The organism is Pantoea sp. FN0305 (assembly GCF_050113845.1).
Lineage (GTDB): Bacteria > Pseudomonadota > Gammaproteobacteria > Enterobacterales > Enterobacteriaceae > Mixta > Mixta alhagi.
On sequence record NZ_JBNJSN010000004.1, the window covers coordinates 137619 to 155648 of the forward strand.

Annotated in this window: 17 protein-coding genes; 16 read left to right on the forward strand and 1 reads right to left on the reverse strand. The window is 39.2% G+C overall.

The annotated features are described in order from the left end of the window. Positions 1–38: 38 nt before the first annotated feature. Complete coding sequence (locus tag ACQE3Y_RS09810; RefSeq protein WP_426981528.1) at positions 39–1157, reverse strand: DUF3800 domain-containing protein; 1119 nt, start codon at positions 1155–1157, stop codon at positions 39–41. Positions 1158–1238: 81 nt separating this feature from the next. Here ACQE3Y_RS09810 and ACQE3Y_RS09815 point away from each other — a divergent pair, with 81 nt between their 5' ends. From ACQE3Y_RS09815 to ACQE3Y_RS09890, 16 genes are all read left to right on the forward strand, one after another. Continuing rightward, a complete protein-coding gene (locus tag ACQE3Y_RS09815) occupies positions 1239–1892 on the forward strand; it encodes a hypothetical protein (protein WP_426981529.1) in 654 nt (217 codons plus the stop codon). After that, positions 1804–3717, forward strand: a complete 1914-nt coding sequence (locus ACQE3Y_RS09820; protein WP_426981530.1) for a terminase gpA endonuclease subunit — start codon at positions 1804–1806, stop codon at positions 3715–3717. The genes ACQE3Y_RS09815 and ACQE3Y_RS09820 overlap by 89 nt, the downstream gene beginning before the upstream one ends. A 14-nt stretch (positions 3718–3731) precedes the next feature. Continuing rightward, positions 3732–4220, forward strand: coding sequence for a hypothetical protein (locus ACQE3Y_RS09825; RefSeq protein ID WP_426981531.1), 489 nt, complete (start codon positions 3732–3734; stop codon positions 4218–4220). Next, a complete protein-coding gene (locus ACQE3Y_RS09830) occupies positions 4220–5731 on the forward strand; it encodes a phage portal protein (RefSeq protein ID WP_426981532.1) in 1512 nt (503 codons plus the stop codon). Before ACQE3Y_RS09825 ends, ACQE3Y_RS09830 begins: the two co-directional genes overlap by 1 nt. Further along, positions 5685–7571 (forward strand): phage major capsid protein, encoded by a 1887-nt coding sequence (locus ACQE3Y_RS09835; RefSeq protein WP_426981533.1) that lies wholly within the window; start codon positions 5685–5687, stop codon positions 7569–7571. Before ACQE3Y_RS09830 ends, ACQE3Y_RS09835 begins: the two co-directional genes overlap by 47 nt. Before the next feature lie 11 nt (positions 7572–7582). Continuing rightward, on the forward strand, positions 7583–7882 hold the full coding sequence (locus ACQE3Y_RS09840; protein WP_419962703.1) for a hypothetical protein: 300 nt from the start codon (positions 7583–7585) through the stop codon (positions 7880–7882). 1 nt (position 7883) lies between these two features. Then, the gene (locus ACQE3Y_RS09845) at positions 7884–8321 is read left to right on the forward strand and encodes a hypothetical protein (RefSeq protein ID WP_426981534.1); all 438 of its coding nucleotides are present in this window, start codon (positions 7884–7886) and stop codon (positions 8319–8321) included. 5 nt (positions 8322–8326) lie between these two features. Next, positions 8327–10015 carry a hypothetical protein gene (locus ACQE3Y_RS09850; RefSeq protein WP_426981535.1) on the forward strand — a complete coding sequence of 563 codons (1689 nt, stop codon included), beginning with the start codon at positions 8327–8329 and terminating at the stop codon, positions 10013–10015. Then, entirely contained in the window at positions 10015–12840 is a 2826-nt protein-coding gene (locus tag ACQE3Y_RS09855; RefSeq protein WP_426981536.1) for a hypothetical protein, read from the forward strand. Before ACQE3Y_RS09850 ends, ACQE3Y_RS09855 begins: the two co-directional genes overlap by 1 nt. Before the next feature lie 53 nt (positions 12841–12893). Beyond that, positions 12894–13367: a hypothetical protein gene (locus tag ACQE3Y_RS09860; protein WP_426981537.1), complete on the forward strand. Its 474-nt coding sequence runs from the start codon at positions 12894–12896 to the stop codon at positions 13365–13367. A gap of 46 nt (positions 13368–13413) precedes the next feature. Then, the gene (locus ACQE3Y_RS09865) at positions 13414–13704 is read left to right on the forward strand and encodes a hypothetical protein (RefSeq protein WP_426981538.1); all 291 of its coding nucleotides are present in this window, start codon (positions 13414–13416) and stop codon (positions 13702–13704) included. Between the two features lie 56 nt (positions 13705–13760). Next, positions 13761–14069, forward strand: coding sequence for a hypothetical protein (locus ACQE3Y_RS09870; RefSeq protein WP_426981539.1), 309 nt, complete (start codon positions 13761–13763; stop codon positions 14067–14069). Then, complete coding sequence (locus tag ACQE3Y_RS09875) at positions 14059–16242, forward strand: hypothetical protein (protein WP_426981540.1); 2184 nt, start codon at positions 14059–14061, stop codon at positions 16240–16242. Before ACQE3Y_RS09870 ends, ACQE3Y_RS09875 begins: the two co-directional genes overlap by 11 nt. Positions 16243–16431: 189 nt before the next feature. Continuing rightward, positions 16432–16986 carry a hypothetical protein gene (locus ACQE3Y_RS09880; protein WP_426981541.1) on the forward strand — a complete coding sequence of 185 codons (555 nt, stop codon included), beginning with the start codon at positions 16432–16434 and terminating at the stop codon, positions 16984–16986. 2 nt (positions 16987–16988) lie between these two features. Then, positions 16989–17627, forward strand: coding sequence for a DUF2163 domain-containing protein (locus ACQE3Y_RS09885; protein WP_426981542.1), 639 nt, complete (start codon positions 16989–16991; stop codon positions 17625–17627). Between the two features lie 2 nt (positions 17628–17629). Then, positions 17630–18025, forward strand: coding sequence for a DUF6950 family protein (locus ACQE3Y_RS09890; RefSeq protein ID WP_426981543.1), 396 nt, complete (start codon positions 17630–17632; stop codon positions 18023–18025). Positions 18026–18030 lie beyond the last annotated feature (5 nt).

Here is an 18030-nt window from a genome sequence, read left to right on the forward strand (position 1 = left end):
ACTAGAGATAAAACCCTCAGAAAACGAGGGTTTCAAAATCATATAAAAGTTAATGCTCTTGATATTCTATATATTTCTTGTTCGATACCATCTAAAACTGATAATGAATTGCGGCTACGAGATGTGATTTCTTCAAGTATATAACGATTGAGATGGCTTTTTGAGTTAGCAGGATCTAACAGCTCAGGCGTGGGCACAACACAACACTGCCAGTAAAATACTTCCTTTTCAAATATATTAATCCATTTTTTATGAAATCTTTCACTATGGTTTTTTTTCTTCATGAGATAATTACTCATGGCGGCTACTATATCAGCTATTTGTATTCCATATGCCTTTTTTGAATCTGCGAGTATTAAAGGCTCAGACAACATAAATGTAAATGGTAACTTTTTCCCATTAAAACTTTGATAAGCAATTTCTTCTGAACCAACCATTTCATTAAACATCTCTTGATTAGAGATTAATGGCTTCGATTCGTCACAGATGGCACGTATTTTTCCAAACTTAACGCTTACATCGCATAATAAATTATAGAGGGATGTGGTTGTTAAATCCAGCATCCATTTTTCAATGCCAGTGCCTTCTAATCCATTATATTCCTCTTGAATAATGTCAATATGAATTCTTGCAAAATCATGAATATCATTCATGAAGTCAGAATATTTTGAATCAGCTACCGGTTGCAAAAATTGATCTACTGAAATATTCTTACGCGAAAAATCTTCAAATCTGTTATGAAGTTCATTTGAATAACCATCATTAGCTATCATAGAAAAATACATCATATTAGATATGAATCTGTGAAAATTTAAATTATAAAAGATAGAGCTTTTAGCTGCGAGGACAGGTTCAAAAACATATTCAAAAAACTTCCCAGAGAGAGCATATTTTTTTTCATTGACGACAACACGCATTCTGCCTCTAAAGTGAGTGAGTATTTCATCAACAGCTTTCTGAAGCCTTTTACTGTTAACTAATGTGCTTCCTTTTAACTCACCCGCCGAAATTTTATACTTATCAATAATACGTTCAACAAAGGCTTGGCTTTCTTCTTCATCACTAACGACAGCAGCATAACTGAAAAAAGGCTGGTCTCTTGAAAGCAGGTTGTTGCCAGTAAATCCAGATTCATCGAAATAAACCGTTTTAACCATTTCGTTACCTTGAATTTGAAAAGATCTCATTGAGATAAATATAATAGCATTTTGGTTTTTAACTTCAAGCAAAAATATTATGTGGATTTAAATAACGTAAGGTACTCCGCCAAAATTACAGAATATCGCGTAGTTTCGCCGCACGATGTGTTTTTTGTGTGTGAAATTTTGAAGCCTATTCATTCAGCAGAGGAAAAGATGACATATAGCCAGCTAGCAAAAATCTATGGATACGATCCAGTAACTGTAAGCAGGGACTGGACTTCGAGAGGACTAGATATTTCCCTAAGCGACGACGAGATCTACCAGTGGGTAGCAGACAATGTACTAACACCGCTTAGAGGCCAAACAGATTTAAAAACAGAAACGCAGATAGAGCAGCTAAGGCTTGCTAAAGCGAAAGCAGACATTGAAGAAATGGAAGCAGATTTAAAAAGGAAGAACTTAGTAGAAGTAGATTATGTAACCGAAACCCTGTCAGGGTACTTCAACCAATTGAAGAATATGTTACGTAGTATACCTAATACTACCTATATCGAATTATTTTCAAGCGAGGATGCAAACCAGCTTAGAGAAAAACTAAAAGATAAAATTGATGAAGTACTTCGGGACATTGGAAGTTACGAGTATGAAGAGGAAACTGAAAATGGATTTTCAGAATCAGAGGAAACTGATCAAGATACTGAACAAAGCAGTGAAGGCGATATTACCGCCAGAGAAAATAAAACCGAGTGATTGGGTCCAGAAAAATTTAAAGTTCTGCGATGGAGAATTACAGGGATCTCCAATGCGGTTGTATGAGTTTCAAAAACAGCCGTTAGATGCAATAACTGAACAGGGTATACGTAAAGTAGTTTTAATGTCATCAGCACAATTATTAAAAACAACAATAGTTACTGGTGCATCACTTTACTTTTTACACCACGATCCAAGTAATATGGTCATTGCAGGAACAACCGCGAATACAATCAAGAAATATAAGAGTGGTAAGTTTGATCCTACTATTCAGCTAACACCAAGCCTTGCAGAACTGATTACAAGTAAAAGCGACAGAACTAAAACTAACGATGCTACTACCCAGGAAACAACTCTAGGTACTTTCAATTACTTTGTCAGCCTATCGAGTCCAAGTACCTTACGTGGGTTAACAGCCAAGCGGGTATTCTGCGACGAGATTTCAGGCGTAGATACAGAAGGTGCAGAAGGGAACCCCATCGCCCTTGTATCCCAGCGTTGTGAATCCTTCCGTGATTCACTGATCATGATGTGTAGTACTCCACTAGTACCGGATGATCCGATCTGCCAGGAGTTCGAAATGTCGGATAAGCGGTACTTTCATGTACCTTGTCCGAAGTGTGGTAGTGAACAGCGTCTGGTATGGGAAAACGTTAAATTCAAATGGAAGGTTATCGATGGTGGCCGCCGCTCTATCCCTGATGCGGATACTGCTTACCTTGAATGCCCTGATTGCAAACACCAGTTCACAGAAGCAGAGCGTGTACGTTCGGTATCACAGGGTAGATGGATTGCAACTTGTCCTGAAGTGAAGGATGTACGCGGCTACCACATATCCCGCTTGTACTCGCCAGTAACTACTATTCGTAAGTTAGTATTGGACTACGCAGAAGCTTTCAAAACCTTCGATCTGATGCGGTTCGTGAATAACTCTTTAGGTGAACCGTACTACGATAAGGAAAACGTAGAACATGATTTAGCAGTACTAGAACAGCTTCGAGACTTTAACCTAGATATAAACAACATACCTAACGATTGCGTAGGGGCGTTCTATTCTGTTGACCAGCAATTAGACCGATTAGAAGTAACATGCATAGGACTATCTGAGAAAGCATATTATGTTCTCGATCATAGAAGCTTCTACGCTGTTGATTGTAATAAATATGACTCGCCAGCTTATATAGAACTACAGAACTTTATCAATAATACGCACCTTAAAACCATAAACGGTACGCCTCTACGAACTCTACAGGTATGGGTAGACAGTTCAAACGGTGCAGCCACCAATACTATATACCGCTTCTGTTCAAAGAAAGGAAACGAGATATACAAACCAATCAAAGGTGATGGACGTACTACCATTCCTCTATACAAAGAAAGTACTTCAGGTGGTTATAAGTTTATGCTTTTGAATGTTAACGAGGGGAAGAACCGTATTCGTAAACTTCTAAATGCAGCGATTAACGAAGAAGAACATGAAGGTAAGCGTATCTACTTCAGCTATACATTACCTGATGATGCATTCTTACAATATACAAGTGAAAAGAGGGTGGTTAAAGCTGGTCAATTAGTTTGGGTAAAACGTAGTGGTTCGAAAGATGATCGTAATGAAATGCTTGATACTTTGAATTACGCATTAATATCTATTGAGTACATGTTAAATAAGCTAGGTACTAATCCCTATAAAACACTCAGGACTTATAACGCAAATCAGGCTAAAACTAAATACAAGGAAGATACACAAACCGAGGAAGAACCAGCACCACATGTACCAACCCGTAAAAGGCGTAGGCGTGTAGCTGGTAAGAATTGGTTTAATGAATAAGGAAATTAACAGAAATGGCAGTTATTCGCAAAGTAGATTTCACGACTGATATTATTCAGGGTGAAACCATTGTGTTTAATTTTTCCGAAGACTCTGTAGTAGAAGTAGTGGATAGTAAAGGTATCAAAACATCATATAACTATCCATACCAGACTATTGATACATCCTCATGGGAAGACGGTGCATATACTGCAATCATCAATGATACCAGTTTTGCTGTACGTACTTTTCAGGTTGTCAATCCTACTACAACAGCGGATAAATATAATCAATATCTAAGCATTATCAACGAAATTAACCAAGTTATAGAATCTAAAGTACAGGGCGGTGGTGTTATTGCTCAGAGTATCAATAACAAAAGCCTTACTACTGAAAGTATGGATGCACTACTAAAACTCCGGTCACATTATACGAAGCTTGCTAATCAAGAGAAAGCTCGTATGAAAGGTATTTCCCCTGGTAATCCAATCAAATCAATTACTACTTTTAACAGGGGTGTTTAATGTTCTGGCGAAAGAAAGAAACTGTACCTGATAAACCAGTACAGCAACCAAAAATCTTTGAAAAGAAACCACTAACAGATGGTGCATTGAAGCGTGAACTACGAGAAATTCGTACCATTACACAATCACCAATTGTTAGTTTCGGTTTTTCAGCAGGAAATGCAGCAGGTAATATTAATAGTATTATCAATATGTCTTTACCTGTATTAGTAGCAAAATCACGTGATCTAAGTATTAATAATGGTATCGCTAAAAAGTACTTTCAGGTTAACAGTGATGGCGTAACAGGGGCTTCAGGTCTTTATATCCGTCCTGATGTTCATCTATACGATGACAACTCAGAGAATCTAAAAGTTAATGAAGAACTAGAGCAATTATTTTATAAGTACGCGGATAATCCTGAAGCCTTCTCTATGAACGGTAAGTTGGATATGGCTGCGTTCCAGCGTCTGGTAGAACGTACTCGTTCTATCGATGGTGAAGCCTTCGTTGTGGTACATGAACTGAACGGTACAGTGAAGTTTGAACTGATCGACTCTATGCGAGTACCGGTAATCGGCAATCGTATGTTTGATGATGGTTCGTATGTATCTAACGGTATCCGGTTCGATCAGTACGGTAAACCTATTGAGTACTATGTAACGCGTCTAAACCCTACCAGCTATACCTACCAGACAGGGGATTATGATGTAGTACCTGCTTCCCGGATGTTGCACCTTATGATTCAGGACTACCCAGGGCAAGAACGAGGCATACCAGACATCATAGCCGGTACTACCTTGCTCAAGGATCTTGAAGCTTTCATCAAAGCGGCAATTGTTAGTAAGAAGCTATCCGCGTCTGCAATGGCTTTCATCACTAACCCTGATTCGGGGGATGCAGAAACCGAGTTCCTGAACAGTGATCAGCCTGAATATTACGAGAATGATAGTCTTCAGAGTGGTGCACTGGTTGAGCTACAACCCGGACAGAACGTAACCAGCGTAAACCCTAACGGGGCGACCGATGGCATTACCGAGTTCGTAGATACACAGATGCAGATGATCGCAATGTCATTAGGCATCACAGAACAGAACTTATCTGGTTCAACTGCAAACGCCAGCTTCTCAGCGGCAAAGCTAACCGATAAGTTGCAGCGTCAGACATTCAAGACACGTACTAATGCACTAACTACTTTTGTACTGAAACCTATCTATTCACGCTGGCTAAAGACAGAAGTACTTAGAAACCCTGATTTGAATGCAAGTGATTTTGATAAATTACTAAACGCTAAATATATCAGTGAATCAGTCGAATCACTCGACCCTCTAAAAGATGTACAGACCCAGGTATTAATGATCGATAACAAGATCAAAAGCCGCTCTATGGTTATTTCTGAATTCGGTTATGACCCATATCAGGTACAGAAAGAAATTGATGAAGAGGAAAAGGAAAAAATAAATAATACACAGGAAGTAATCAAGGATGAAGAACCAACTAACGAGGGAACTGAACCTACAGAAGATAAGTAATGCTATTGATGTAGAAAACCGTACCGTAGAAATTGCCTTTGCTAGTGAAACACCGGTTAAGCGTGATTTCGGTGAAGGTCTTGGTGTACTTAATGAAATTCTACGCTGTACATCAGAATCAGTAATTCTAACCAGATTACTAAATGGTGCACCACTACTAGTAGAACACGATTTTGCTAAACAAGTGGGCGTAGTACTGGACGCGAGAGTAGATAGTGATGGGGTATGTAGAGCAACAGTGAAGTTATCTACTATTCCAGATGCTGAAACTATTTTTACAATGATTAAGGAAGGTATACGTACAAAAATATCTGTCGGATATAACATCGAATCATATCACATTGAAGGTAATAACCTCATCGTAGATTCATGGAATCCCTATGAACTAAGTAGTGTATCTGTACCCGCAGATGATCAAGTAGGTGTTTCGCGTTCACTAAATACAAATGAAATTCAACTTAGTGAAGGCGAACAAATGGAACTTGAAAACCAACCAGAAAATAATGAAGAAATTACTGAAGTAGAAACTTCAAATGAAGAAGTACCAGAGGTAGAAGAACGTGCCGTAGAAAATGATGAATCTGAATCACAAGAAGGTGCAGAAGAAGAATCAGACGCTACTGATGAAGTACTAGAACGTGCAGCCAATCTTATTAACTCGTTTGAGCGTGTGCAGGAAGAACTAAATAAGGTAGTGGAAAATGAACGTAAGCGTGAAATGGAATCTACGCGTGTTCGTGAACTAAATGCTATCGCGGAACTATTCAATGTAGATAGTTCTGAAGCAATTAAATCAGGTGTATCAGTTGAACAGTTTAAACAGGAAGTTCAAACCAGATCCCTAAACAAAGAAAAAAATCTAATTAACAAGGATGTTAAAATGAAGAAAAATCTAATTGGTGAACTAATCCGTGGTATCAACGAAGATAAATTTGATGCTGTTAAAGCTGAACTTGAACGTGGTCAACGCGGCTTTAAAATGGATTTCGCCCGTGCACTAGGTGATGCAACTGATACCAGTACTGCACCAGGCACAATCAAAACCGTTTTTGCAGATTCTTATATTGCTGCACTATTAGCGAATAGCGTACTTGGTCAACTAAACCCAACCATTTATTCAGGTCTAGGTTATAAAGGTGTTCTAAGTATTCCTCGTTTATCTGGTCTAACTCCAGCAGCACCAGGTAACTTCAAATTCTATGAAGAAGGTGATGCAGTAGAAGACAGCATTGCAAGTTTTGATTCAATCAAACTTACCCCTAAGATGTTTGCAGGTTCTATCCCTGTAACTAAGCAACTAATGCTAAGTTCTGATACCGCTTCAAACTTCGTTCAAGATGCACTTATCAAGTATGCCGCTAACGGTCTTGAAATGCAGATCTTCAGTAAGCTACAGGCAGCAGCTCCAGTACAGCAATCGGCAACCGCTGGTACTCTAACTGAAGCAGATGTACAGAAAGCTATCGAAGCACTAGGTACAGCAAATGTTGATGTAAGTGCATGTGTTGCTGTAATGCATCCAAGTACTTTAGCTAAACTACGTCAGACCGCAGTTCTTGGTAACACCGCAGCCGTATCTATGGTTGAAGGTCATCGTTATGAAATGTGGCTAAATGATGAAGTACGTGTAATTGAAAGTACTTTCGTAGCCGTTGATTCAGTATTGATTGGTGATTTCCGTAATCTAATTATCGCTAACTGGACTGAAGGCCAGGAAATCGATGTAGATACCACTACTCATCGTGCTGCACAAATTACCGTTTTCCGTTCTTTCCAGTTCCTAGATACTGCGATTGCTAACGAAGAAGGCTTTGTAAATCTAAAAATTAAATCAGCGTAATGGTGAAATAAATGAGAGCATTTTTTAGTAATTCGCAAAGCGAGTCACTACTTAATGCTTTCGGTGAAAAGCTCGTTATTGTTCAGGATGGTGTATCTTCAGAGATAACCGCTATTTTCGAGCAAGACGAGCTTTTTTTTGAAGATACAAAAACTACTGTAACGTATTTTAGTGCTAAGTCAGGCATCAAACTACAAAGTACTTTTACCTTAGATGGCGAAGAGTACGTAGTAAATAGTATAGATGATGATATGAGCGGAATTTCTAATTATCACTATATAAAGAAACTTGATTTAGAAAAGGATATCTAAAATGCTTACGGCAGACTATACAATCAGAAAGTACTTAATTAATAAACTAAGTGCTTTATCTCATCTTCAATTTCCATCGAAAGCAACAGTAGATCATAAAGCTACTATCCACATTGGTGACAGTAATGTAGTAAGAACACAAGTTGGCAGAGCTAATACTATCCTTAACGGACAGTTTGTACCTGATAGTGTCAGTAATTTATGTGAATTTCGTGTTGAATTTGTAGCAGTCGGGCAAGATTTCAAAGGGGCTTCTGATCAGATTGAAAAGGTACTTGAAGCACTTTTCACACCGGGATTCTTTGATGATTTAGACAAGCTATTACCTATGCCTGTATTCAATATTAAGATTGAAGAAAGTCTTATGACTACCCAGGCCGAAGCTACAAAACCCTCATACGCACATACACAGACAATTTCATTAAGCTATGGGGAATAATTATAATGGCACAAACTTTTTTAGGTAATCTAACTTCCGTCTGGATTACTACAGACAATATTAATACTGATCCTAATGCGAGTTCTTTTGAGAAAGTGCAGAACCTTGCAGCATTCCCTAGCTTTGGTGAAAGTACATCAGTAAGTAGTACCGAAACGTATAACAGCGAGTACGTGCAGAAGACAACCGGAGATAGTTCATATGCAGATATGACGGTTGAAGTTAACTATGTACCTACAGAGCACGCAACGATAGATGCAATGGTCAATTCTCAGGCACTGGTACAGGTCAAGGTAGAGATGCTTGATGAAGGGGCTAACGATACATCGGTTAACTACGTTGTCTATAACGGTTACTTTACGTCTTACTCTGACTCTTCAGATGCTAACTCTGTTGTTACCCGTTCCTACGTATTCAGCCCTAACCAGATGGTATCAAGCGGTATTCTTGACGAGTCCATAGTAGTACTTAACCGTGGTGATTGGGGCTTAGGTTCTAACGGGGTAGAGTTCCCCAGCTATCAAGGCCGTGATGGTAATTCGTTCGTTAAAGTACCTTCTTCGAGTACCAGTACAGGTACAGACATGCTTGGGATCTCCAACCTTGATAACAACAATGGTACTCAGCTTGTAATCAGCAAGACGGGTACACCAGTTATCAACGTGCGTAACTTCTCCAGCTCCAGTACTGGTTCATGGTACAAGGTCTACAGCAGTGCAGACAAACCAACACTAAGTGAACTAGGTGCAGCAGCCGCGACAAGTTTAGCGAGTTACGTACCGATCACACGTACAATCAACAGTAAGCCGCTCAACGCGAACATCACATTGCTTGCAGCAGACATTACTGATGTGTACTCAAAGACTCAGACAGACAATAACTATGTACCGAAGGTCTTTCAGTTAAATGGTCATACTCTATCAGGTACTTCACTGAACCTTGTCGCAGCAGATATTTTAGATGTGTATTCTCAGACGCAGGTTAATACTAGTTTCGTTGCAAAGACAACTACAGTAAACGGTGTAGCATTATCAGGTAATATTACTCTAACGGCAGCACAGCTAACCGATATGGCAAGCTTAAGTTATAGTAATAATACTTTTGTTCCTAAAACATTCTTGATAAACAATAAACCGCTTTCAGGTACTAATATTCAGTTAGTAGCAGCGGATATTGCAGACGTTTACTCGCGTACTCAGGCTAACGATCTCTTTGCATTGCGTATTACTACTGTTAACGGCTATGCATTAAATTCTAACGTTACTCTGAACTTTGATGATGTTGGGGCATACTCTAAAGCACAGGTTGATGCAAAAGATAAAGCGTTACAGGCTAACATTGATACTAAAGTAACAATCACAGACGATTTACTAGTACTAAATACCGTAGCAGACACTCTAGCACTTGATATGTCAGACGGAAAGCGAGTATTCACAGCTACATTATCAGTAGCAAGTACACAGGTAAGTATTATTAACGCCAGTGGTAATAAGAAGAATAGTCAGACAGTTACGATAGCACTTACACAAGGTACAGGTGCAAATAAAATAGAGTGGCCTTCAAATGTAATTTGGTCTTATGGCCGTACTCCTGTTCTTACTTTTACTAAAGATTCGGTTGATGTTTTTCAATTCTTGTCAGTAGATGGGGGCAGTACCTGGTACGGATCTCTACTAATGGCGGATCTTCACTAATGATCAGAAAAGGAAATATTAATAATGCCCTTCAAATGATAGAAGGGCATTTGAAATTTTTAGGCCGCAATACTGGACAAACGAATGATAATAAATCTGATCATTTCGTTTTCAATCCAGATTATGTACTGGCTAACAACAGGCATTTTATAGCCGAAACAGGTTGGGAAGCTCAGCCTGACGGCGATGCAACAACCGAAGGACAATCACTAGCAATCTTAGGTGCAATCTATGCGTATCAGGCAACTAAAGAACCATATTACCTGGAACGTGCAAAAATATTTTTTGATGGTTATCACAAAGGTTTTTTCAGGGGTGTAGCTTTTCCCGATCCACCAGATGGTTCACTTCGTTGCAACTGGATATGTAACGGGAAAGCTCCTGTACTGGCACACTATCCCCTAGATCCAGAGTACCCAACTCATGGGGGCTTCAAAGGTACGCTATTCACCTGGACGAACGGACAAACACAGATACCTTCAGGTTCACCATATTACGGTAACTATCTCGATGCTGTATGGTTCGCTTTTCCAGAACGTGCAGGTTTAGGATGGAATCAGGTAAACGCTACCGTATATGCATGGTTAGCTGATGAAGACTCAATTGATTGGGACACTAAAGCACCTACCTATGATGTTGATTGGATCATAGACCGTACTGGACGCAAGGTAGACAGTAATGGTGATGTACTGGCAGAAGGTCTTACAAGCCAGATAGGTACTGTTCAGCTCAAAGATACCTCTATCAACGGTAATTACCGCTTTAACTATGTGACACGTAACCCTGTAGAGGAAGGCGGTTATCTCTTAGGACGTAATGAACGTTGGCACAATCGCCCGGTACATGTACCGATTGATAACTATGGTTCTCTGGACTTTGCAGACAATGCTTCAGATGCTGAACTCTGGTTCTGTCATGCAAGTAAACTACTTTGGGACATAACCGGAGATCGGCAGTATTGGTTAGCCTGGCAGAACTCACTACTTACCTGTATCGGATACTCTGATATAGACAAGTACGATATGTTTTTCAGAAAATCTACGCAGGTAATTACCCCTTTTACTGATGGTATCTCATATGATTACTTCTATCCCAGCGATCAAGTAGCGAGTTATTCGCGTGATAGCGATGGATATGTAGTAATAAATCAGAGTGCTTCAGCACAAACCACACTAGAGCAACAATCTATTTGGTTAAAATTCAATAACAGTAGTAATTTCTATGTTGAATATGGCGGTGTTGATACTACAGGAATTGCTTTAAGTTTAGGCGTAGCTCTAACAGCTAATAAAACAAAAACAGACGAGGGTTCTGTAAGGTATCGTTGTGGACTTCCAATCACTAATACGGATGGAAGCATTACCGCTATGAATATACCAATGAATCATTTTACCCGAATCAGTAAACCGGATGGTGGACAATACCTAACCGCAGATATGCGTATGATTTCTGATTACGGTGATAACACAGTAACTAAACTTGAATACCAAAGCGGCATTGCAGGTACTTATTATGATAACGTCATTACCAGTACTATGGATAGTGACGGTAGTTCTACAGTAGGTTTCTGGATATTCGACAGTGAAAAGCAGGATTTAATATATTTCACTTATCGTACTTACAACGATGATTTCAACATCAGGATTACAGATGATCTTGGTTGGCGTTGGTGGGCTATGTTACCTGCAAGTAATGGTGCATGGGTTACACAAACCTTCTCTGTACTGGACTTCAAACTAAGTTCCTATCAGCCAGATCATGAAGAGGGTGATGAACAGCCGGGACAACCAGTACTGACCGGACGAGAAGAGTTTACGCTACTACTCGATACTGATCCCGTAGATGGTGTGTCAGGCCGTATTGACTGGTATTGCGTAAATGATTTACCTGCATTGTATGATGATGGCGGTACTGGCGATTACTCTGTACTGGTCAGTTTAACGTTCAATGATAGTACTGGTAATGGTTATACGGCACGGTTAGGTGACTGTGTAGTTAAACAATATATGCTTGATAGTCTTGCATACACTCCAGGACTTATACCATTCAGTTCAATTACTGATCCATATGCAAATTTATACTCTGGATGGCGTGGACTTCCATACCCTGGCTATCAATTGCCTACAATCTGGTGTTTTCAAGGTACTACTATTGATGAAACCAGATTAAATAACAGCATTAGATTTTTATGTGATGCTCAGAACTGGTTTACTAATAAATTTCATCCCGCTGTACCTGGTCCATGTGCTCAGGCTTTTGTATGGAACAGACAAGACGCATTAGCATACTTACCAGATGGAAAACAACCAGATGTGTTTATTATGCAACACTGGTACGAAGAAGCCTGGTCAGGATATGAACCTCGTGCTTTCTATGCCGGATGCGATGTAGTACATGAATTATATAAACGTGGTGATTATACAATCCCACAAAATATTATCACTTATTGCCAGAACTGGATGAATTATCTGAAATGGTTCATGAAGAATAATGATGGTCATGCACCTACAAGATTCAAAGATGATGGGGAAGTACTCTATGATGGTTTTACTGGTCATATGTCTGGTTTGTGGTTAGCTGGTGCATCATTGATGGCTATTGCAGGTTATCCAGATCATGAATTACTGGATCTACTTTTTACTGAGATTCAGAACAACTATGATGTAGTTTCTGCTAATCATGTAATGAATGGTGGCTGGTCTTCAGCTATCAGAAGTGGTGATCCTACAACAGCTAAAAACAATTCTATGTACTTTGGTTTTTACACAGGTGAGCTACTCAGAGGTTTAGGACTATATACTAAGTACTACAACCTACATATATAAATAATACGGAAGGGTAAAAAGGATTTTACCCTAAAAATAAAGGAATATTAAATATGGCTTTTAATACTAACTTCGTTGGTAATAACGTAACGGTAGAAGTAGCAGACGCTCCTGCAAACGGTGGTCAGGCAACTACTTATACATTAGTTGAAGATCTTGCAGCATTCCCACAGGCAGCAGGTGCAGAGTCTACTGTAGTTAGCGTGAACGTGTTCGGTGAACAATATGCAAAAAAACTAATCGGCTCGCGTTCTGTACCAGATCTAACAATTTCTGTTAACTGGAAACCGGGTGCAACTGGTCAGGAAATGCTTGCTACCGCTGCTTCTTCTCAGAAACTAGTACAAATTAAAGTAACTTATTATCAGAACATTGCAGATAAAGAAGGTGCATCTTACTACTCTATCGTAAACGGCTATATCAGTTCAGATGTAGTTAACGGTGATTTTGATGCTGTAGTAACTCGTGATTTCGTTGTGTCTGTAACAGGTGCACCGATTGCAGTTGGTCAGGGATCTGGCAGCTAATAACGCTAACTACAACTTCTAAAAATAAATCAAGGAATATAATAATATGGATATTGCAAATCTAATGAAGGCTATTGGTGTTAAGATGACGCCTTTTGAAGTAGCACAAGGCATTACGGTTTACATCAAACTACCATCAGTAAGCAAGTACTCTGAATGTTCTGATCCCTATAAAACAATCTTTTATTGTGTCGTGGATGAAGAGGGCAAGCAAATTTTTGATTCAGCCGAACAGATTGAAAATAAAGTTGATATGACTGTACAAGTAAAATTGAATCAGGAAATTAGCCGCTTATTCGTTGAAGCTATGAATATTGAAGATGTAGAGTCAAAGTAAGAAGCGATCCTTTTCTTAAACTATCACTAAAAATGTTACTTCAAAAAGGGTGTAGTGTGGATGAACTCTGCACTATGCCCTTTAATCTTTTCGTGCACCTATATGTGTACGAAGAGATAGTAAATCCTTCTTCTGCGAAAGTAGAACAGATCCGGCATACAGAGCTACTTCAAGCTATCTGGCTTAGTACTGGAAACATCAAAAAAGAAGATATACATAAATTCAGCATTACTGAACTGGATAGTTTAAACCTCATTTCTATGAAAACAATCAAAGAACAGAGTGATGAAAGGGAGAAGAGGATCGCAGAACAACAGAAAAATAACATGCTTAACTGGATGGGGATAAAATCTAATGGCAAGTAATCAATCATTAATATTTGAAATCAGAGGTGATGAAAGCGGTTTACAGAGGTCATTGAAAAATGCAGGTAACGGACTATCAGAATTCGGTGATAAAGCTGGCGGTATCTTTGGTGATCTTGGAAGTAATATCACTACTATCACAGGTCAGCTATCAGGGTTCAGTACTGGTTTAGTTGGGGTAGCAGGTAGTGTAGGGCTAGTTGCAGCGGGTATATCAGGATTACTACTTTCAAGTAATGAGTACGTAAAATCCTTGAACGAGGTATCGCGTGCATCAGGATTGTCAGTAAAAGAACTACAGCAACTTCAAAGTACATTTCAGGGCTTAGGGTTAGATATTGAAAAGTATGGTGATATTAACCGTGATGTACTTGATCACCTGGGCGATGCTTTCGCTAATGGTGGTTCTATCGCCGACGATTTGAAAAGCGTTGGGGTAAATGTTCAGGACATGAATAAGTACCTTAATCAAAGTGACGGCGGTATTAAAGCTATTGCCCACAGTTTCTATGAAATGCAGAAAGCAGGTAAAACTACAGCAGAAACTACTTTCTTACTTGAATCTATGGGTTCAGATGCATCGAAGCTTGTAGATGTAATGAAGCAGTACAAGAACGAAACAGAACTGATGAATGCTATCTATTCTCAACACGCAATACTTACTGATGACAATGCGAAAAAATACCAGGAATTTGATAAAAAAGTTGCTTCCTTAACTACTTCTTTCTCTCTGTTTAAGGCTAATGCTCTTGCACCTACTGTAGATGAACTGAATACCATACTGAACATACTTAACGGAGATGGCTGGACTACTAACAAGTTTACCGATTGGGCTAAGCAGTTCTGGTATGGTGGTGATACTGCGATTGCTAAAGCGTTCCGTAAGCTGGATGGTGTAGGGGAAGTTGGGTACAGCATAGATGTAACCGCCAAGCTAACCAGTCAGGCACAAGATCTACTGGATTTCGTGAACAACAACACCGGTACTAAGAAAACGGTAGAAGCACCTAAAGGCGGTTGGGTTGATAAGGATCAGGAAGCAGCAAAAGCGAAAGCCGCAGCAGAAAAAGCAGAAGCCGAACGTAAGAAGGCAGAAGCCAAACGCATACAGGCAGCAAAAGTACTACAGCAAACTCTTACTGGTATCGCCGGATCTGGTGCAATGGCTCAGGTACAGCAGTTCAACCAGGCACAAAATGATATTGAAAAACGCATCAGGGATAGTGCTAAAACGTTAGGTAAAACCGAAGCTGAAACTACTGAGATGATAAAACAGCAGTACGAGAACCGTAAACGACTATTCAAAGAAATGACGGATTCTATGCTTCAGGAATCAGATCCAAAAAAACTTGCACAAAATATCGCAGCTATTGGCGGGCAGAACGTAAACGGTACACAGCTAACAGATATTCAGAATGCACAGAATACACGGCTAGGAATCGACAACACTGATCCGTTCAAGATGAAAGCAGATCAAAGTACTTTAGATAAAGTTCAGTCTGACGGACAGGCAGAACTTGCATTGAACCAGCAGTTATACGAACAAAAACTAGTATCCTTTCAGGACTATCAAAGCCGTATGGCAGCTATCAACACTGCAACTAATGATAAGATGCAACAGGCAAACATTGATGCTCAACAGAAAACACTATCGATGTATGCAACTGGTGCACAAAATCTAGGTACTATGTTATCAGGTGCATTTGGTGAAAGTAATGCAGCAGCACAGGCAGCTTTTGCAATCAGTAAAGGTATTGCTATTGCACAAAGTATTATCAATATTCAGCAGGGAATTAGTCAGGCTATGTCTTTAGGCTGGCCTATGGGTATTGCAGCAGGTCTTAAAGTAGCCGCAGAAGGTGCAAGTATTATTAGTACTATCAAAGGTACTTCGATTCAGGGGCAGGCTCATGATGGATGGGACAGCTTACCGAGTACAGGTACTTATAATCTTGAAAAAGGTGAGCGTGTTGTAGGTAAATCACTGAACCAGGATTTAACGAAGTATCTTTCTAATCAGGGTGGTAATAACTCAGGCGATATTAAAATTGAAGCACCTTTGATTATTCAAAGTTCTGGTAATATTTCTGATTCTGATTTTCAGGCTATGTGTGACAAGCACGCTGATACTATTACACAAGCAGTACGTAAATCTCAAAAGAATAATGTGTAATAAATATTTCAAAGCCCGCAGTAAGTGGGCTTATAAAAGGATAAAGTATGACTAATGAAGAATTTAAAAAATTACTGGACGAACACACTGATAAGATTATAAAGGTTTTGCATAAATCAAAAAGGAATAACGTTCAATAAATACCATGAAGCCTACAAGGAGTGGGCTTTTTAGAAAAGGAATATTCACATGTTAAATAATGCCCTAATTAGTGATTACACTTTAACAGATAACATCCCCCAATATCAGAATCAAACCTGGTCAGGGGAAATTATTACACGAATGGTAGGTACTCAATACTTCAGTCTCAGCTTTAAAGTAACTCTGAACAAAAAAGATCGTGCAGAACTCGCTAACTTCCTTGCCTTATATGGTAACGGTAAACCTTTCGATATGTCTCTAGGTTGGTGGGGTACTTACAGCGGTACACAGAATGCAGTGATTCAGGCAACGGCGGCACGTTCAGCAGGAGCTACATCAATTGCTGTAAATTCAAATACTCTGGAAGTAGGTAGTCTTGTTCAGTTCAATGGACATAAGAAGCTATACCGCGTCCTAGCCAATACAGGAACTACTATCACTATTTTCCCTGGATTAGTTAACAGTATCCAGACCAGTGAAGTTATGAAGTACAACAACCTTCAGGGATCATTCATCCTTACCCCTCAAAACTCAGCTTATCAACTTCCTAGTACTAACGTGATTGAATTCACTGTACAGGCTACAGAAAATATCAGGGGTTAATTATGGCGATACCTGATAACGTATTAAATAACCCTGAATTAGTATCGTACTGGAATCTGGTCAGGGGTGATCATAAAACAGCATTGACAGAAAAGGAACTATATCAAAGTGGCATAATGGTTAAGCTAATCGACGTATTGCCACCACAGGGAAGTAACATCTATATTACTGACGCTATAGTAGAACAGAACTATAACGGTATCGTTTATAAACCTGTACCTGATTTACTTGATGCAAGCTTTGCTAATTATGTAGAAAAGAACCAAATCAATAATAACGGTACTACCTTTAAAGTAAGTAATGTCAGTCAGGATTATCTTTCTATGGCATTGCGTGGGCTATGGAACGATGCGAAAGTTAATATCTGGATGGCTATCGTTAATCCTGCTAACGGCTCAATCCTTTATGCTTACCGTATCTTTAGTGGTTATGTTGACTACTTCAGTTCTGATTTTAATAACAGCACTCAAAGTACTACAAACGAAACTACCGTTAACCTTAATAGCCTCTGGAAGAAGTTAGATCAAACGCAACGTTTACTATCAAGTACCAGTATTCATCAAAGCTTACATAAGGGTGATAAGTTCTTTGACCTGATAGGGATACTAAATAGTTCAGAACAAAACTGGAAGGGTAAGTAACAATGAAGAATGGATTCATAACAAAATATCTAAGCAGTCTTTCAGAACAACCATTAGTTTATGGGGTGAATGACTGCCACATTATGGTATTAACAGTAATTGATATGATTTGCGGTACTACTTACCGTGATGAAATCTACGGAAAGTACAGTAACCCAACAGAAGGTAGAAAGTATGCAAAAGAAAATTGCTCTTTCCCTACGCTATTGGGCTTATGTAAAGAAAAAGGTCAGGCAGTAACTGAACCATTGGACGGGGATATTATTCTTGCTTCTGGTCACAGTACGGTGTACTGGCGTGGGAAAGTTATAACGCTATCAGAAGATAAATCGAAATATATCGTTTCATATTACTACCCACAAGAAAAACAAAAAATATACAGATTCAAAGGGGAGTAATATTT